Annotated in this window: 16 protein-coding genes and 1 tRNA gene; 7 read left to right on the top strand and 10 right to left on the bottom strand. The window is 50.7% G+C overall.

Annotated elements, in window-relative coordinates; translation table 11 throughout:
• Nucleotides 1-163: 163 nt before the first annotated feature.
• The 3 genes from OXG75_05685 (at nucleotide 164) to OXG75_05675 (ending at nucleotide 1550) form a co-directional block, all read left to right on the top strand.
• Nucleotides 164-1090 (top strand): NAD-dependent epimerase/dehydratase family protein, encoded by a 927-nt coding sequence (locus OXG75_05685; GenBank protein MCY3625461.1) that lies wholly within the window; start codon nucleotides 164-166, stop codon nucleotides 1088-1090.
• Nucleotides 1091-1164: 74 nt separating this feature from the next.
• Entirely contained in the window at nucleotides 1165-1338 is a 174-nt protein-coding gene (locus OXG75_05680) for a hypothetical protein (protein MCY3625460.1), read from the top strand.
• The gene (locus OXG75_05675; protein MCY3625459.1) at nucleotides 1338-1550 is read left to right on the top strand and encodes a hypothetical protein; all 213 of its coding nucleotides are present in this window, start codon (nucleotides 1338-1340) and stop codon (nucleotides 1548-1550) included. The genes OXG75_05680 and OXG75_05675 overlap by 1 nt, the downstream gene beginning before the upstream one ends.
• 3 nt (nucleotides 1551-1553) lie before the next feature.
• On the opposite strand, the gene guaA is transcribed toward OXG75_05675, so the two are convergent.
• From guaA to OXG75_05655, 4 genes are all read right to left on the bottom strand, one after another.
• Complete coding sequence (guaA, locus tag OXG75_05670; GenBank protein MCY3625458.1) at nucleotides 1554-3086, bottom strand: glutamine-hydrolyzing GMP synthase; 1533 nt, start codon at nucleotides 3084-3086, stop codon at nucleotides 1554-1556.
• 95 nt (nucleotides 3087-3181) lie between these two features.
• A complete protein-coding gene (gene guaB / locus OXG75_05665; protein MCY3625457.1) occupies nucleotides 3182-4651 on the bottom strand; it encodes an IMP dehydrogenase in 1470 nt (489 codons plus the stop codon).
• 5 nt (nucleotides 4652-4656) lie between these two features.
• Nucleotides 4657-5034: a hypothetical protein gene (locus OXG75_05660; protein ID MCY3625456.1), complete on the bottom strand. Its 378-nt coding sequence runs from the start codon at nucleotides 5032-5034 to the stop codon at nucleotides 4657-4659.
• Between the two features lie 243 nt (nucleotides 5035-5277).
• Nucleotides 5278-5850, bottom strand: coding sequence for a hypothetical protein (locus OXG75_05655; GenBank protein MCY3625455.1), 573 nt, complete (start codon nucleotides 5848-5850; stop codon nucleotides 5278-5280).
• Nucleotides 5851-6086: 236 nt separating this feature from the next.
• Between OXG75_05655 and OXG75_05650 the strand changes: the two genes are divergently transcribed.
• From OXG75_05650 to OXG75_05640, 3 genes are all read left to right on the top strand, one after another.
• On the top strand, nucleotides 6087-6914 hold the full coding sequence (locus OXG75_05650) for an outer membrane beta-barrel protein (GenBank protein MCY3625454.1): 828 nt from the start codon (nucleotides 6087-6089) through the stop codon (nucleotides 6912-6914).
• Nucleotides 6915-7165: 251 nt separating this feature from the next.
• Nucleotides 7166-8122: a MoxR family ATPase gene (locus OXG75_05645; protein ID MCY3625453.1), complete on the top strand. Its 957-nt coding sequence runs from the start codon at nucleotides 7166-7168 to the stop codon at nucleotides 8120-8122.
• 182 nt (nucleotides 8123-8304) lie between these two features.
• Nucleotides 8305-9294 carry a VWA domain-containing protein gene (locus OXG75_05640; GenBank protein ID MCY3625452.1) on the top strand — a complete coding sequence of 330 codons (990 nt, stop codon included), beginning with the start codon at nucleotides 8305-8307 and terminating at the stop codon, nucleotides 9292-9294.
• Between the two features lie 36 nt (nucleotides 9295-9330).
• On the opposite strand, the gene mltG is transcribed toward OXG75_05640, so the two are convergent.
• Entirely contained in the window at nucleotides 9331-10332 is a 1002-nt protein-coding gene (gene mltG, locus OXG75_05635; protein MCY3625451.1) for an endolytic transglycosylase MltG, read from the bottom strand.
• A complete protein-coding gene (gene proB, locus OXG75_05630; GenBank protein ID MCY3625450.1) occupies nucleotides 10329-11468 on the bottom strand; it encodes a glutamate 5-kinase in 1140 nt (379 codons plus the stop codon). Before proB ends, mltG begins: the two co-directional genes overlap by 4 nt.
• Before the next feature lie 85 nt (nucleotides 11469-11553).
• Between proB and OXG75_05625 the strand changes: the two genes are divergently transcribed.
• Nucleotides 11554-11630 (top strand) — tRNA-Gly (locus tag OXG75_05625).
• A gap of 18 nt (nucleotides 11631-11648) precedes the next feature.
• On the opposite strand, the gene OXG75_05620 is transcribed toward OXG75_05625, so the two are convergent.
• Genes OXG75_05620 through gyrA form a run of 4 tightly spaced genes read right to left on the bottom strand, consistent with a single transcriptional unit; the run spans nucleotide 11649 to nucleotide 15934 of the window.
• Nucleotides 11649-12386 carry a Sir2 family NAD-dependent protein deacetylase gene (locus OXG75_05620; protein MCY3625449.1) on the bottom strand — a complete coding sequence of 246 codons (738 nt, stop codon included), beginning with the start codon at nucleotides 12384-12386 and terminating at the stop codon, nucleotides 11649-11651.
• A gap of 15 nt (nucleotides 12387-12401) precedes the next feature.
• Nucleotides 12402-13007: a glutathione S-transferase family protein gene (locus OXG75_05615; protein MCY3625448.1), complete on the bottom strand. Its 606-nt coding sequence runs from the start codon at nucleotides 13005-13007 to the stop codon at nucleotides 12402-12404.
• Nucleotides 13008-13502, bottom strand: a complete 495-nt coding sequence (locus OXG75_05610; GenBank protein ID MCY3625447.1) for a PaaI family thioesterase — start codon at nucleotides 13500-13502, stop codon at nucleotides 13008-13010.
• A complete protein-coding gene (gyrA, locus tag OXG75_05605) occupies nucleotides 13502-15934 on the bottom strand; it encodes a DNA gyrase subunit A (protein MCY3625446.1) in 2433 nt (810 codons plus the stop codon). Before gyrA ends, OXG75_05610 begins: the two co-directional genes overlap by 1 nt.
• Nucleotides 15935-15998: the final 64 nt, after the last annotated feature.

The following is a 15998-nucleotide window of genomic DNA, read 5'->3' as shown; positions in this document are numbered from 1 at the left end:
CCGAGCGTAAAATAGCAACGGGCATCAGGTTGTTAACAACAATCCTGCATGCCCGTTCTTTTTTTGCTTAACGATTTAAACAATCCCAGGATTTATACCGAATCTGCTTTTTGACAAAACCCTAGGGGAAAACTATTATTCACGGCATCCGGAAGGAAAAAAAGTGAGAATAATAGTCACAGGCGGAGCGGGATTCATAGGCTCTTGGGTATGCAAAGCGCATATCTCCGAGGGCCACGAGGTTCTAGTGGTCGACAACCTCTCAACGGGGTCTGAGGACAATATCCCCCCTGAAGCCGAGTTTGTTGAGTGCGACGTAAGGGATTCCGCCCGACTTGAAAAGGCGTTTCGCCAATTCCGCCCTGAAGTCGTCAACCACCACGCAGCACAGATAAACGTAAGAAATTCCGTCGAGAACCCCGGCTTTGACGCTGATGTAAATATAGGCGGTTCCCTTAACGTTCTTAGACTCTGCGGGGATCACAAAACCGAAAAATTCATTTTTTCATCCACCGGAGGCGCTCTCTACGGAGAGCCAAAGAAACTTCCGGCCGATGAGTCAACCCCCGCCCTTCCTCTTTCCCCTTATGGAATCTCGAAACTCTCAACGGAAAATTACATAAGATACCATTCAAGGAATCATGGTTTCGGACACGTGATCCTGAGATACTCAAACGTGTACGGAGAAAGGCAGAACCCCGAGGGGGAGGCCGGCGTGATAGGGATTTTCTGCGAGAAAATAATCAGCGGGAAGCCCTGCCTCATATTCGGAGACGGAGAACAAACGAGGGATTACGTGCACGTCTCCGATGTCTCGCGGGCAAACCTGCTCGCCGCAAGCCTCATGCAAGAGGGAACTTTCAACATAGGAACTTCTATCGAGAGTTCCGTAAACGACATAGTGCGCATACTGGGGGAGGCAACTAAAACCGAATTCACGACTGTTCACGAAAAAGAGCGTTCCGGGGAAGTAAGAAGAATTAGTCTTGACTGCTCCCTAGCGGCCGAGAAGCTCGGATGGAGCGCGCAGATGGCCTTGCGCGAAGGCCTTTTTAGAACATGGAACTGGTTTTTGCAGGAGAGGAATTGACGGCAGCCCGAAGTCTCTGTCTTTGAAAAAACCTCACTCGTGGTTAAAATTGTTTTTCTTTCGGAGGATGGATAATGCAGGATAACGAAGAATTTTTTGATGTACGGATTTACAAAAGATATATAAAAGAAGGGCATATCACCCAGAAGGATTACGAAAAACACGTAAAATCCCTGCCCGACGTAAGTGACAAGGCAACATCCCTTCTCATTGACGAAGAAGAGGAAACCGGGGAGCAAGAAGAATAATGGAGCGCTGGGAATACAAGGTAATCTCGACTGATGTGCTTGTTAAAAGACCCCAGGACCATGATATAGCGGTCTACAAGGAAGAGGTTGATTCAAGAAGGGAGAACGCCAGGGAAAACCTTGAAGATTCTCTTGTCTCGCTTGGTAAGGACGGCTGGGAACTTGCCACCATTACGGGTGAATTCGCCATATTCAAAAAGAAAGTCAGCTAGACTTCACTGCCACTCTATGGTGCCGGGAGGTTTTGTGGATATATCGTATACGACCCGGTTTATTCCCTTTACCTCGTTTATGATCCTTACCGAGATTTTCCCGAGCAGATCATAGGATATCTTCGACCAGTCGGCGGTCATTCCATCCGTACTGCTCACAGCCCTCAGGGCGCAGACGTTTTCATAGGTGCGCTCATCGCCCATCACTCCCACCGTCTTTACCGGGATAAAAACGCAGAAGGCCTGCCATACTTCATCATAGGCCCCCGATTTTTTAAGCTCGTCTATAAAAATGCTATCCGCATGCCTCAGTATGGAGAGTCTTTCGCGCGTGACTTCTCCCATTATCCTGATCGCAAGACCCGGACCGGGAAAGGGATGACGGCCTATAAGAGAGGAAGGGAGCCCGAGAGCCTCGCCAACGCTTCTCACCTCGTCTTTGAAAAGTTCCCGAAGAGGCTCTACTATCTCTAGGTTCATTTTTTCCGGAAGCCCTCCGACGTTGTGGTGGGACTTTATGACGGCCGAGGGGCCCTTGACACTCACGCTCTCGATAACGTCGGGATAGAGCGTTCCCTGGGCTAGAAAACGGACATCGGATATCTTTTCAGCTTCTTCCTCGAAGACCCTCACGAACTGCTCGCCCATGATCTTTCTTTTCGTTTCGGGATCCTCAACACCTTCAAGATGAGAGAGAAATCTCTCAGAGGCATCCACGTGAATAAAATTCATCTCAAACTCGGAAAAAGCGTCACAGACCTCCTGAGCCTCATCAAGCCTCATGCATCCCGTATCAACGAAAATACAGTAAAGCCTGCGGCCCACCGCCTCGTTAATAAGAGCAGCCGCGACCGAGGAGTCCACTCCTCCCGAGAGCCCGCATATGATCTTGCCGTTCCCGACCCTTTCCCTTATATCGTGCATTGAATGCTCTATGAACGAACCCGCCGTCCAGTTTCCGCCAAGCCCCGCCACCTGAAAAAGGAAATTGGAGAGTATCCGGGCTCCGAATTCCGTATGCACGACCTCCGGGTGGAATTGCACCCCGTAGATGTTTCCGCCTGCATTTCTTACCGCCGCGCACTCCGTGTTCTCGGTATCGGCTATCGCCGTAAATCCCTCGGGCATACTCAAAACCCTGTCGCCGTGAGACATCCAGACTCCCGAGGTCTTCTCCACGCCCGAGAAAAGCGGGTCTTCCGTTACCAAGTTCAAGACGGCAGGACCGTATTCCCTCTTCTCGGAGCGCTCAACTTCACCACCGAGCTGGAAAACCAGCACCTGAAGCCCGTAACAGATACCCAGAACCGGTACTCCCAAAGCCAGTATTTCCCCGTCCACCCTAGGAGAATCATCCGCCCAGACGCTTGAGGGCCCCCCGGAGAGTATTATCGCCCCTGGATGGTCTTTCTTTATTTCGTCTGTGGAAGTGTTATAGGGCTTTATTTCGGAATAAACCCCGAGTTCCCTGGTGCGCCTGGCGATAAGCTGCGTATACTGGGAACCGAAATCAAGAACAAGAACTTTTTCCCGCATTTACGACCGCCTCCCCCGTTGCGATAAAATCCGAAGAACCCTGAAGGGTAAACCGCGCTTTCTGAGGCTGACTTTGCGAGATAAGAAAACCGTTATCACCCGATCCTGTAGTTGGGAGATTCCTTGGTAATTACGATATCGTGAACGTGACTTTCCTGAAGCCCGGCATTGGTAATCTTTACGAACTTCGCCTTTTCCTGAAGTTCCCTTATCGTCGCGGAACCGGTGTAGCCCATTCCCGCACGAAGCCCTCCGACCAGTTGGTAGACTATGGCCCCTATATTGCCCCTGTAAGGAACCCTTCCCTCTATTCCTTCGGGGACAAGCTTAGCCTCCATCATCTCATCGTCCTGGGCGTAGCGGTCTCTGCTCCCGGCCCTCATCGCTTCAATGGAACCCATGCCACGGTAGACTTTGTAGGTTCTCCCCTGATAGAGGACAACCTCCCCGGGGGCTTCGTCCGACCCGGCGAGCAGGTTCCCTATCATCACAGAATCTGCTCCGGCGGCAAGCGCCTTTGTTATATCCCCCGAGTACTTTATCCCTCCGTCGGCTATTACGGGTATGTCGTGCTTTTTCGCCACGGAACAGACTTTCCTTATGGCGGTTATCTGCGGCACTCCTATACCGGCTATCACACGCGTCGTACATATCGATCCGGGACCGACCCCCACCTTGAGACAATCCGCACCAGCTTTTATAAGATCCTCGGCCGCTTCGGAGGTGGCTATGTTGCCGGCCACCAAATCTATCTCCGGGTATTTTTTTCTTATATGGGCCAAGCTGTCTAGCACTCTTTTCGAATGTCCGTGTGCAGTATCGACCACTATTACGTCGCAGCCTGCTGCAACAAGCTCGTCCACCCGCTCCTGGCTGTGCTTGTCAACCCCGACCGCGGCTCCCACGAGAAGCCTTCCCATCACGTCCTTAGACGCCTTGGGAAACTTCTCTATTTTCTCTATATCCTTCATGGTTATAAGGCCACGAAGCTTGAAGCTGTCATCAACGACCGGGAGTTTTTCTATCTTAAACTTGTGAAGAAGTTCCTTGGCTTCGAGAAGAGTGGTGCCCTCCTTGACGGTAACAAGCTCCTTTTTGGGAGTCATCACCTTGTCGATCTTAAGATCCATGTTCTTTTCGAATCTTATGTCCCTGTTGGTGATTATTCCGTGAAGCGTGTTGTCGGACTTTACAACAGGAAGGCCTGAGATGTCGTTTTCAACCATTATCTCGAGGGCTTCGCTAACCCGGGTTCCGGGACGTACGGTCAGTGGATTAACTATCATTCCGCTTTCGTATTTCTTTACTCTCTCGACTTCTCCCGCCTGTGCAGGGATGGAGAGGTTTCTATGGATTATCCCTATGCCGCCTTCCTGCGCCATGGCGATTGACGTGCGGAATTCCGTTACGGTATCCATGGCCGCGCTTAGTATGGGAATATTAAGGTTTATACGCCGGGTAAGCCTTACCGAAACATCAACTTCGCTCGGCAGAACTTCGGAATAGCGCGGAGATAGTATTACGTCGTCAAAGGTAAGCGCTTCTTCAAAAACAAAATCCTGCATAGCAGCTAGCCAGCCTTCTTGGCGGCGGAAACCTTCCTTGCCCTCGGTTTTCTTGTTTTCGGGGCGGGTTTTGGTTTTCTTTCAGCGTCAGGAGCCCCGCTTCCGCCCATACTTTGAAAACCCTTAGCGAAAAGATCCAGAATTTTCTTTCTCGCGTCGGAAGCCTCCACCCCTAGTTCAATCTCTATCTCCTGCTCCTTATCCAGAAGATTCAGAAAAACTGACACTATACCCACGTAAGTCGTGTCATCAACTTTTTCAAATCCCATGGATTTCAGAAGCTTTCTCGGAATGAGTGGAAACTCGAAATCAAGGGTCTCGACGGATTCTTTGGAGAGCGAACCGTCCTGACTTATGCTTATTTTTATTCGTGTAGGTTTCATCGCTTACCCACCGGATTATTTCTATAAAGGGGCTATAGTTTACTAAAAACAGCTTAATAAAGCAATTTAAAATGCATTGTACTTGCCGATCTCGAAGCTGGCGACTTGCACTCTGCGCACCTCTCGTCCTGACACCCAATAAATAGAGACATGTCGGCAGGCGGAATCCACGTGCCGGTCTTGCCATCCCGCGCGCTGCCCGACCCGGGAGCAACGTCAAGTCCGGAGCCCCAAACGGCTCCCCTAACCCTCAGACATCTCCTCGAAATCCGTAATCTCGATCTGATACTTAAGACCAAGTATCTTGCTCACGGAAAGGTAGAAAGTGCTGAAGAAAACGGTATTGCCGGGCTTTATGTTGAAATTGGCCGAGGCCTCTGTCCCGGTAAGTGCCGAGAGGTCATCCCCGCTTTTCCTGCTTAACTTCTGAAGAGGATGCTCCGTGTCGGCGTTTCTGAGGTCCCGCATCGAAAGGGTGTTGCCCGAGTAAAAGTCCTGGACGTAAACGGTCCGCCCCGACACTTGAAAACTGCTCCTGAGCTTTATGTAGCTGACGGGAACGTCGCTTTCGTTCATGATCTCCCCTCGAACGAAAAAAAGATAGCCTTTCTTGGTGGTTATCCATCGGGATTCAGTGTTCCTAACGATCAGTTTTCGGGAAATATCGTCGCTCTCCCAGAACCACGGCTCGGGGAAAAATCCAGACTTGAAGGCCCCGAGACCGAGTGCAAAAACAACTGCTATCAGGATAAGCCTGAGCGGGTATTTTCTCTTTTTTACTTCGTCTACGCCGTAAAATATTTTTTCCGCGTCCATTAGATCCAGCCCCGGAGTTAAAAAACCTGTAACAGGATAAAAAGCCACATTTGCAGATTCTGATTATAACCGTTTTTCCGCAAAGACGGGGTCCTCCCGAGCAACCCCAAACGCATCCTTATTCATTTTACAACGCAGTATATTCAGGATATAAAATCTATTGAGATCGCATATGCCTGAAGGTTAAGTTCTGCGTGTGGACGGGCTTTGCAAACAACAAGTTCAGGAGAGAAATTATGAAGATAACTAAAAACCAAAAGTCTGCTTTCTGGATTTTCATAGTCGCGGTTGCAACAACCTTGGGCATCTCCGCGAACGCGGCTGCCCAAAGCGCCAGCTTTTACGTCGGCGTCTCGGGCGGAGTTCAATACTATAACATCGAACATGCCAAGACCGTTGACAACACTGAGGCCCCGAGTGATTTCCTGCAGGCCGGAAAAATTTACAGCACCAGTGACTCGGCAAGCAAAACGGGGTTTGGCGGCGGTCTTCTTGTCGGCTATCGGCTTAGTCTCGACCCGAACGACACCCTTTATTTGGGAATCGAAGTTGACGGGCAGATCCACGACGGCACAGTGAGTGGAACGCTTCCCGGAGAGGGAAAATCACAGGGCCGGAACCAGCGCGGGGAAGCATGGCCCGATAAGTGGAGCGTGGACAGGAAAAACAGTTACGGTGCGACGCTTGTGCTTGGGGCAAACCCTCCGTCTCTGGCTTCACTTCTGGGTACAGGTGGCAGCATCTACATTCTCGGCGGGGTGCGCCGAGTGAACGCGGAGTTTGAGATTGACTACTACGGGTGCTTTGTCGGCGACAGGCTCTGCGGTACCGATGAGTTTGAGGGAGGTACCGACTCCCACGACGAGACCTTCAACGCGCTTACGTTCGGGGGAGGCGTTGAGAAGATGATCGGGGGCAAAACCGGAATCCGGGCCGAAGCGCGCCACACACTCTACAAGAAAGAAGACCGGGGGACTTTCCCCGACAGCAATAACATAAAGGTTCCCGTATCACTTGACGGAAACGAAACCGGTTTCTCGATAAAAGCGGTTGTTTACTTCTGAACTTTCGCCTTACCGGAATCTGCCTTATTTATGGAAGCAAGATCGGTATCGGAACCAGTGTGAATATGAAGGGGCATTCCGTGTGTGGCTTCGGCATCAGGGATCATGCTCCAAGTTCCACTGTTTCTTCCTTTTGCTGCTGCGGATCAGAAACACCCGAACCCGGAAAAAAAATACACACCAAAACAAATTGAAAAAAACATCCCTTTATGTAATAATAACGCTCATTGCCTTTTTTCAGGAGTGGATGAATGAACCCCGATAACCCTTTTGCTTCCCTCCGGGAAGAAATGGATAAGCATGTCGTCGGGCACGACGAGGTAAAAACCGCTCTCCTTCTCGGAATAATCTCAAGAGAACACATCTATATCGAAGGCCCTCCGGGTACAGCGAAGACAATGCTTTCGGAAATCGTTTCCAAAGCGGCCCAGCTCAACTTCTTTTTCTACCAGCTTCACAGAGACACCAGGCTCTCGGAACTCGTCGGAGACCTGACTATAGTAAAAGAGGAAACCGAATCAGGGGAGAGGATAAAACAGGATATCGTAAAGGGCGGGATACTGACATCCGAGATATGCCTTTTAGACGACATATCGCGCGCGCCCGGGGAATCGCTCAACATACTTCTTCGAATACTTAACGAAAGGAAATTCTTCAACGAACCCATCCCGCTTCTGACCGCAATAGCGACGAGCAACCCGACGGCTGACGAATACTACAACGAACCCCTTGATCCGGCTAACCTTGACCGTTTCATTCTCCAAGTAAAGGCTCTGGGAATCTCCTACGGAAAAAAATGGGATGAAGCCAGAAAGGTCATTGAGCTTTACTCGGAAAGGCCGTTTGAAGAAAAGATACCGAAAAGGGTAAGCAAAAAACTTTTCGACAAAAGCTACAAAACACTTGAAAAGATACTGATTCCGCCCGACGTGCAGGAAGGTCTTGCGAATTTCGCGGCCATAATGATCGAGGACTTCGGGCTCAACGAGACCAACTCGCTTATTTCCGACAGGACGTTTTTCGTGAAAGCACTCAAGCTTATCCGTTCCCACGCGCTTCTCAACGAACGGGATGTATGCTCGAAAGAAGACCTTGACGTCTTAAGATACATGACTGCTTTCCGTGTCCCCCCCGACGTCTACGAACAGATGGACAATATTCTTCGGAATATCGTTCAGGATAAAAAAAAAAGCCAGATGACAAACTGACCCCGGATCCGGATCAGATCCCTGATTCGGAATTCGATCAGGATTTCTCCCAGGAACCCAAGGGGGAAATTCCCGACGAGGAATCGGATAAGGAAACCGAGAATCCGCTCGCCGAGGCCCAGAAAACATTCTTTGACGCGCTTAAGGACCTTAAGCAGAACCTCGATAACAACCAGAGCGAAATGGCTCCTCCAGAAGGCCAGGACGTGCCGAGCGACCCCACCGGAAATCCACAGGACAGTGGGAACACGGAGAGGGAGGACAAATCCGCGCGCGCATACATGAGCAGCAAGTCGTCCAAGGCCGGAGAAGACGATGAAACAGTAATACCGGGAAGGGGAAATACGGAAACAGCCGAGAACATAAAACGCATCATGAGAGTGCTCGAAGGCAATTTCCAGAAAAGCATGGCAAAAAAGACTTCCCACCCGGGAGGATCTCCAAGAAAATGGAAGCGCATGTCCTCTTTTGACGAGATCGAGGATATAGATCCCGTCGAGGCGTTCATATGGTCCGAGCATACTTCCCCCAGGCTGCCCAGAGTTCACCTTCGCGAAAAGGAAACGCTCGGAGGGGAGATAGCAATTCTCAGGGACATAAGCACTTCGATGATGGGAGTGTACAGCGAGTGGTCTTCATCCGTCGTGAAGGGAGTAATAGAGCTTGCGAGAAAAAAGAGGATGAGAATCGGCTATCTGGAATTTAACCACCGCTCAAGAAAACACACGAAGAACTCCCGCTTTTTCACCAGGGACTACCGCTGGATAGAAAGGCTGGCGGAGAGCACGGACTGCTCCGGAAACACAAATTATGAAGAAGCACTGGGAGAAGCGCTTAAGGAGTTCCGAGGCAGAGGGCTTAGAAACAAGCACATACTCTTTATAACCGACGGGATTCCAACTTCCGGCGATCCCAATGTAGAAGTGCAGAGGGTGCGCGCAAAGAGTATAGGCGTCTGCATACACTCCATATTCATCGGATCGAAGAACTACCCGCCAATACTTGAAATACTCTCAAAAGAAACGGTCGGAACACAGTTCATGGCGTCCAAGGGCCGGGACGACATAATACGTATAGAAAGAAAGGACCGAGCTTATCTGCAGGCGGAGCAAGAAAAGATTGCCAGATCGCAGCATGACGGCTTCGCAAAAGCGTTCAGGGGAGAACTCTAGCGCACCTGATCAAAAGTGCTCTGGACGCGCATAAAGTCACTGCTTTTCCTTCTTTAGAAGCCTTTTCACGGCATTCTGATGGTCCCTATATGTGCTTGAGAAAACATGGACCCCGCCTCCGTTTGAAACGAAGTAAAGATAGTCAACATCCGCCGGCTCGAGTGCCGCGCGGATTGAATCAAGACCGGGAGCCGCTATCGGACCCGGAGGGAGTCCCGAAACCACGTAGGTATTATAGGGAGAAGGGAAACTCAGATCTTTTTTCCTAATATTGCCGTCAAACTTCTCGCCAAGAGCATAGATCACCGTCGGGTCAAATTCAAGCTTCATCCCTTTGCGAAGCCGGTTGCGTATTACGGCGGATACAAGAGGCCTCTCCGGGGGAAAAGCCGTTTCTTTCTCTATTAGTGATGCAATAGTCACAATCTCCTTGATATCGGGTTGCGGACTCGCAATACCAAGCGTCGCATAAACTTCCCGAAACCTATCTAGCATTGTTTCAATTACCTTCTCCGCAGAGCAATCACGCGCAAAGAAATAAGTGTCGGGAAAAAGGAATCCTTCAAGACTCGAAACGTCCACGCCAAGTTTTTTCGTGGAATACTCACTGTTTTCCGCAACCGCGAGAAACTCTTCCCGGGAAACTATCTGCGAGGCATCGAGAATTCCGGCCATCTGCACAAGAGTAATCCCTTCGGGGAAGGTAACTCTCTTTAAGGACACTTCGCCGCGACGCAACTTTCTATGAACAGCATAAGGCGCCTCGCCGGCCGAAAAGACGTATTCGCCGTGCTTAAGCTTCCTATGGGTTCCGCTCAGAAAAGCCGAAAAAAAAAGAACCTCTGCTCTTCTTACCACTCCCTCTACCTCAAGTTTCTCCGCTATAGCGGACAGGCCAAGGCCTTGCGGTATCTCGACAATTTTTGTCTCAGTTGGAAAGCCGTCTAGGAAATAAAACCAGGCAGACAAAGCCAGCAGAGAGGAAACAAAAACCACAAGTCCCTTTGAGAACCGGTTAAATCTACGAGTCTCACTCATCTGGAAAGTATCACCATCTCGTTTCGATGGATTATCTCGTCGCTGTATCTGTACCCGAGCACATCCTCTATTTCAGATGATTTCTTTCCGAGGATCTTCCTCACCTCTGAAGAACCGTAGGAACAAAGTCCTCTTGATATTTCAACCTCAGAGGAGTTAAAGCAGCTCACAAGCTCTCCTATCTCGAACTCCCCCTGAACTTCCCTTATACCCGAAGGAAGGAGACTTTTGCCTTTTTTAGTAATAGCCTCGGCCGCACCCTCGTCCAGTATAAGTTTCCCCTGAGGCTTAAGCGTATAGGCAATCCAGTGTTTTTTCCCTGTGAGTCTTTCCCTTTTCGGAAGTATCACGGTTCCATACTCATGGCCTTTAAAGATGTTCAGAAGAGAATCTTTTCTTCTCCCGTTCGCGATTATAGTGGGCACCCCAAAGGCGGCGGCGGATTTTGCCGCCTGGACCTTGGTTCTCATTCCTCCAGAAGTGGTTTTGCCGAAAGTATCTCCGGCAAAGGATTCTATTCTGGAATCTATCTCCTCGATTGTGGAAAGCAGCTTGGCGTTTTCGTCTTTCGCCGGGTCCTTGTCGAAAAAGCCCTCCACGTTGCTTAGCAGTACAAGAAGGTCCGCTTCCGTAAGAGAAATCACAAGTGCCGCGAGATTGTCATTATCTCCGAACATGATCTCCTCGAAAGCAACCGTGTCATTTTCGTTTATAACGGGAATTATCTCCATCTCAAGCAGCCGCCGGATGGTCTTTCTAGAGTTAAGGAACCTTTTCCTGTCGGAGAACCCGTCACGGGTAAGCAGAATCTGCGCCACATTAAGGCCAAACTCAGAAAAAGCCTCTTCGTAATTTCTGATAAGCTCGGTTTGACCGCAGGCGGAAATCGCCTGTTTTACGTCTATCTCTACAGGTTTGCTCGAAAGACCCAGTTTCTTCATCCCCGACGCTATGGCTCCCGAAGAAACTATGATTGTCCTCACTCCCCTCTGTTTAAGGTTAAAGACCTGCTTAGCTATCTCCTTAAAAACGGATTCGTTAAGAGATCCGTCGTCGTGGGTAAGCACGCTGCTTCCTATCTTGATGACGGCGGTCTTTACCTTCTCAATGAGATCTTTTCTCTCCTGTTCACTCATGGCGGTTCTATTGTACCCAAATACGAAAATCCATCCTATTTGACAACAAAGGAGGCTCTTGATATGTTTTCAGTTCGCTTTCGTTGCGGGAATAGCTCAGTTGGCTAGAGCGTCTCCTTGCCAAGGAGAAGGTCGCGGGTTCGAATCCCGTTTCCCGCTCCACTCACCACACTACACCTTTCATATTCCGGTTTCTTCAAAGAATTCGCCGATTCTCCGACGGATCACCATGTCAGCCTCATCGTCAAAAGGAGTCTCCATCAGGTTTATGATCACAAACGCAGCCCCCTTGGAAAGAGCCAGACGTGGAAGTCCGCTTGCCGGAGCAACCAGGAGGGAAGAGCCCATAACTATGAGCACCTCTGAGTCTGATACGAGATCGATCGATTTTCCCCATGGCTCTTCGGGAAGGGCCTCTCCGAAAAAAACGGCATCGGGCTTCAGAATCCCTCCGCACTGCAGGCAGAGAGGAGGATTTTCCCCTCCGGCAACCCTGCTCATCGTGTCATCCATCGGATAGTACTCCCGGCACTGGAGGCAAACGACCCGCCTTACGGAACCATGGAGCTCAAACACTTTCTCAGAACCCGCCTTTGTATGGAGGCCGTCCACGTTCTGCGTTATAACACCCCTGAGCCAGCCCCTTTTCTCGAGACGCGCAAGCGCGTAATGACCCGCGTTGGGTTCGGCGGCCGCCCTCACAGGATAGGATTCCATGGCATACGAATAGTAATTCTCGGGATTTCTCAAAAACCCGGAAAGCGAGACCACCGACTGGTCCATTTTCTCCCACATGCCCGTCCCTGGAGAACGGTAGTCGGGTATTCCGGATTCGGTGCTTATTCCGGCTCCCGTAAAGGCAACCCCTCCTTGGGTCTTCTCCAACAGTTCCAAAAAGAGCTCGACTTCCTTTTCCATAAAATACGCCCGGCACTAGCAGGCAAAAGCAATGAAGTTGGGAGTTCCCTCGACACTTTCGCACCATCTTCTGATCGACGGATACGCTTCCAAGTCAAAACCCCCTTCCTCGCAAAGCATCGTGTAGGGATAACACGCAATGTCAGCTATTGAGTAGTCCCCGCAGAGAAACTCGGTTCGGGAGAGATGATCGTCAAGGATCGCAAGCGCTACGTTTCCCTGTACGTGAAGCTTCTCCATCGCCCCGGGGGGTACCTGGTCGGGTGGCAGGAACTTCGCAAAGTATCTCGCAAGCGCAAGGTTCGGATCTACGGTCGTCTTTCCGAAAAAAGTCCACTGCGCAATCAGGCCGTAGGTCTCCGGATCGTCAGAGAGGTAGGGATTCGGAGAGAACTTCTTCGCCAAGTAAAAAAGTATCGCATTTGATTCCCACATGACGAAATCTCCGTCCGAGAGAACCGGGATCTTGCAATTGGGGTTAAGCGCTGAGAATTCCTCCTTTTTATGTTCCCCCGAGAATATATCCACCGTTACTCCTTCGTATTCGACCGAAAGCTGGTGCAGAAGAAGCTTTGCCTTATAGGCGTTCCCAGAAAGCGGGTGCTCATACAGTCTTATCATCTAATCCCTCACGTATTGTAAGAATTCTTCGCTCAGAAGCTCAGGGCCCAGTATCTGGCGCAGAGTTTCCTTTCGGGGAAACACGTAGGTAACGGCGGCACTTGCGAGTTCCGTTCCGTCCTCATCCCTTATGACCGAATCGACTTCAACTCTTCTTCCCCTGATCTCCCTTATCTTGGCTCTCACGTCAAGCATTGTGCCGCTTGGAACCTTCTTCATGTAAGCAATATCTATCTTCGCCGTAAAGGCAATCTTGCGGGTTTCATTGAACATGGCCCAGAAAGAAACCTCGTCGACAAGGGCGCACTGAACTCCCCCGTGCACTATCCCCGGCCAGCCGCAGAAATGCTCATCCGTACAGATAGTAGTAAACACCTCATCGGTTTCCTGATCATGAAAAAACTTAAGGCGAAGTCCGTGCTCATTGTGCGGACCGCACGCAAAGCAGTTATAGCCCGGAAAACCGGAGAGCACGTTTTCTATTTCCTTTATCATCAGTCACCCTCCGCAACTTTCGCAACCGCGGCTACAAGTTCCTCGGGCTCAAGATTTATGACCTTCACCCCTTGGGCGGCTCGGCCCGTGTTACGTATCTCGGAAACGCTCGTTCTTATAATCTTGCCGCCCTGATTACTTATGAGCATTATCTCCGTATCATCATCCACCTGGAACCCCCCGACCACTCTTCCATTTCGCTCGGTTATGTTGACGGTCTTCACCCCCATACCTCCCCTTTTCGTAAGCCTGTACTCCGAGATTAGGGTGCACTTGCCGTAGCCCATCTCGGTTATGGTAAGTATCTGCGCGTTCTGGTTCCTTATGACCTCAAGACTCACCACCTCGTCACCTTCTCTGAGCCTTATGCCTTTAACACCTGTCGACACCCTGCCCATGTTCCTGACGTCCGTGCCTTTGAACCTAATCGCCTGGCCGTTCCTTGAAGTAAGGAGCACCTCGTCATCCTCTGACGCAAGCGCCGCTCCCACAAGTTCATCTCCCTCGAGTATGTTAAGGGCTTTTATCCCTCCTACGCGGGGATTTGAATACGCTCTCAGCTTCGTTTTCTTAACGATTCCGTTTCGAGTCGCCATGACCACTGAGACGTCCTCGGCAAAGTCCTTTACGGGCAGCACGGCCGCCACCTTCTCCCCCTTGTCAAGGTTGAGCAGGTTAACCATTGCCCTTCCCCGCGCGGTGGGAGAGGCCTCGGGAATCTGGTAGACCTTGAGCCAGTAGCATCTCCCGAGGCTTGAGAAAAACAGAATGCTGTTATGCCTCGACGCCGTGAACAAATCGTTAACGAAATCTGTGTCCCTAGTACTCATTCCGGTTCTTCCACGTCCGCCTCTTCTCTGGTTCCTGTAAACGCTGAGCGGGATGCTCTTTATGTAACCCCCGTAGGTGGTGGTAACCACCATCTCCTCGTCGGTTATGAGATCCTCAATGGATATCTCTCCGACGTCTTCTACTATCTCAGTTCTCCTCGCGTCCCCAAATTTTTCCCTGAGCTCTGTGAGTTTCTCCACCGCGAGATCGAGTATGAGTTTTTCGCTCCCCAGTATCTCCCTGAGCTTCGCCACGGTTGCTATAAGCTCGCGTCTTTCTTCAAGTATCTTGTCCCTCTCAAGCGCCGTAAGTCTCTGAAGACGCATCTCCAGAATGGCCTGGGCCTGGCGCTCAGAAAGCGCGAAGGTCCGCACAAGACCAGCTTTCGCGGCCGCTGGACTTTCGGAACCTTTTATGAGTTCCACGATTTCATCCAGATTATCAAGTGCGATCTTGAACCCCTCGAGGATGTGGAGGCGTTCCTCGGCCTTTCGAAGCTCGTACTGGGTTCTGCGGGTAATTACCTCCTTCCTGTGCTCTACGAAGTGGGCAAGGAGTTCTTTTAAGCTAAGGACCTTCGGCTGGTTTCTCACAAGCGCGAGCATTATGATGCCGAAAGAAGTGTACATCTGCGTATGCTTGTAGAGCTGGTTTAGAACCACTTGGGCGTGTTCTCCGCTTTTCACGTCGATAACAAGTCTTATACCCTCTCTGTCGGACTCGTCCCTTATGTCGGAGATACCCTTTATTTTCTCCTCTCTCACAAGCTCTGCGATTTTCTGGGCCAGCCGCGCCTTGTTAACCTGGTAGGGGAGCTCGGTGACGATTATCACTTCCCTGTCCCCTTTTTTCTGCTTCTCTATGCGAACCCTAGCCCTCATCCTGACTATTCCGCGACCGGTGGCGTAGGCGGTGCGAATGTCATCCCTACCGCTTACGAAACCGCCCGTGGGAAAATCCGGTCCAGGCATGATCTCAAGCAGCCTGTCCACGGTGATTTGGGGATCTCGTATCTGCGCCACTACGGCGTCGAGAAGCTCCCCAAGGTTATGAGGAGGAATATTGGTCGACATACCCACCGCGATTCCCGAAGAACCGTTCAGAAGCAGGTTGGGCACCTTGGTCGGCAGCACGCTCGGCTCGAGTTCTCCCCCGTCGTAGTTCGGATAAAACTCGACTGTTTCCTTATCAAGGTCCTCAAGCATCTCTGAAGAGATTCTCGAGAGCCTTACTTCCGTGTAGCGCATGGCCGCCGGACTGTCCCCGTCAACGGAACCGAAGTTGCCCTGTCCGTCGACAAGCGGAATTCTCATGGAAAAATCCTGGGCCATCCGGACAAGGGAGTCGTAGATCGCCGAGTCTCCGTGAGGGTGGTATTTACCCATGACATCCCCCACCACTCTGGCGGATTTCTTGTAGGGTCGATTCCAAACGTTTCCGACCTCATTCATTCCGTAGAGAATTCTCCTGTGAACGGGCTTGAGTCCGTCGCGTACGTCGGGAAGAGCCCTTCCGACTATCACGCTCATTGAGTAGCTGAGATAGGACTCCTTCATCTCATCTTCAATGTTTACAGTCTGCACTCTGGATGAAGTGTCCATTCCTGAAAAAGCCCTCCGGAGAAAAGAAAAAGAATGGTTGTGAAATAAACCGGTTAGAATGATA

This window comes from Candidatus Dadabacteria bacterium, from assembly GCA_026705445.1.
Classification (GTDB): Bacteria; Desulfobacterota_D; UBA1144; order Nemesobacterales; family Nemesobacteraceae; genus Nemesobacter.
The sequence above is the reverse complement of the archived record's forward strand: the minus strand, read 5'-3'. Positions and strand labels throughout refer to the sequence as shown.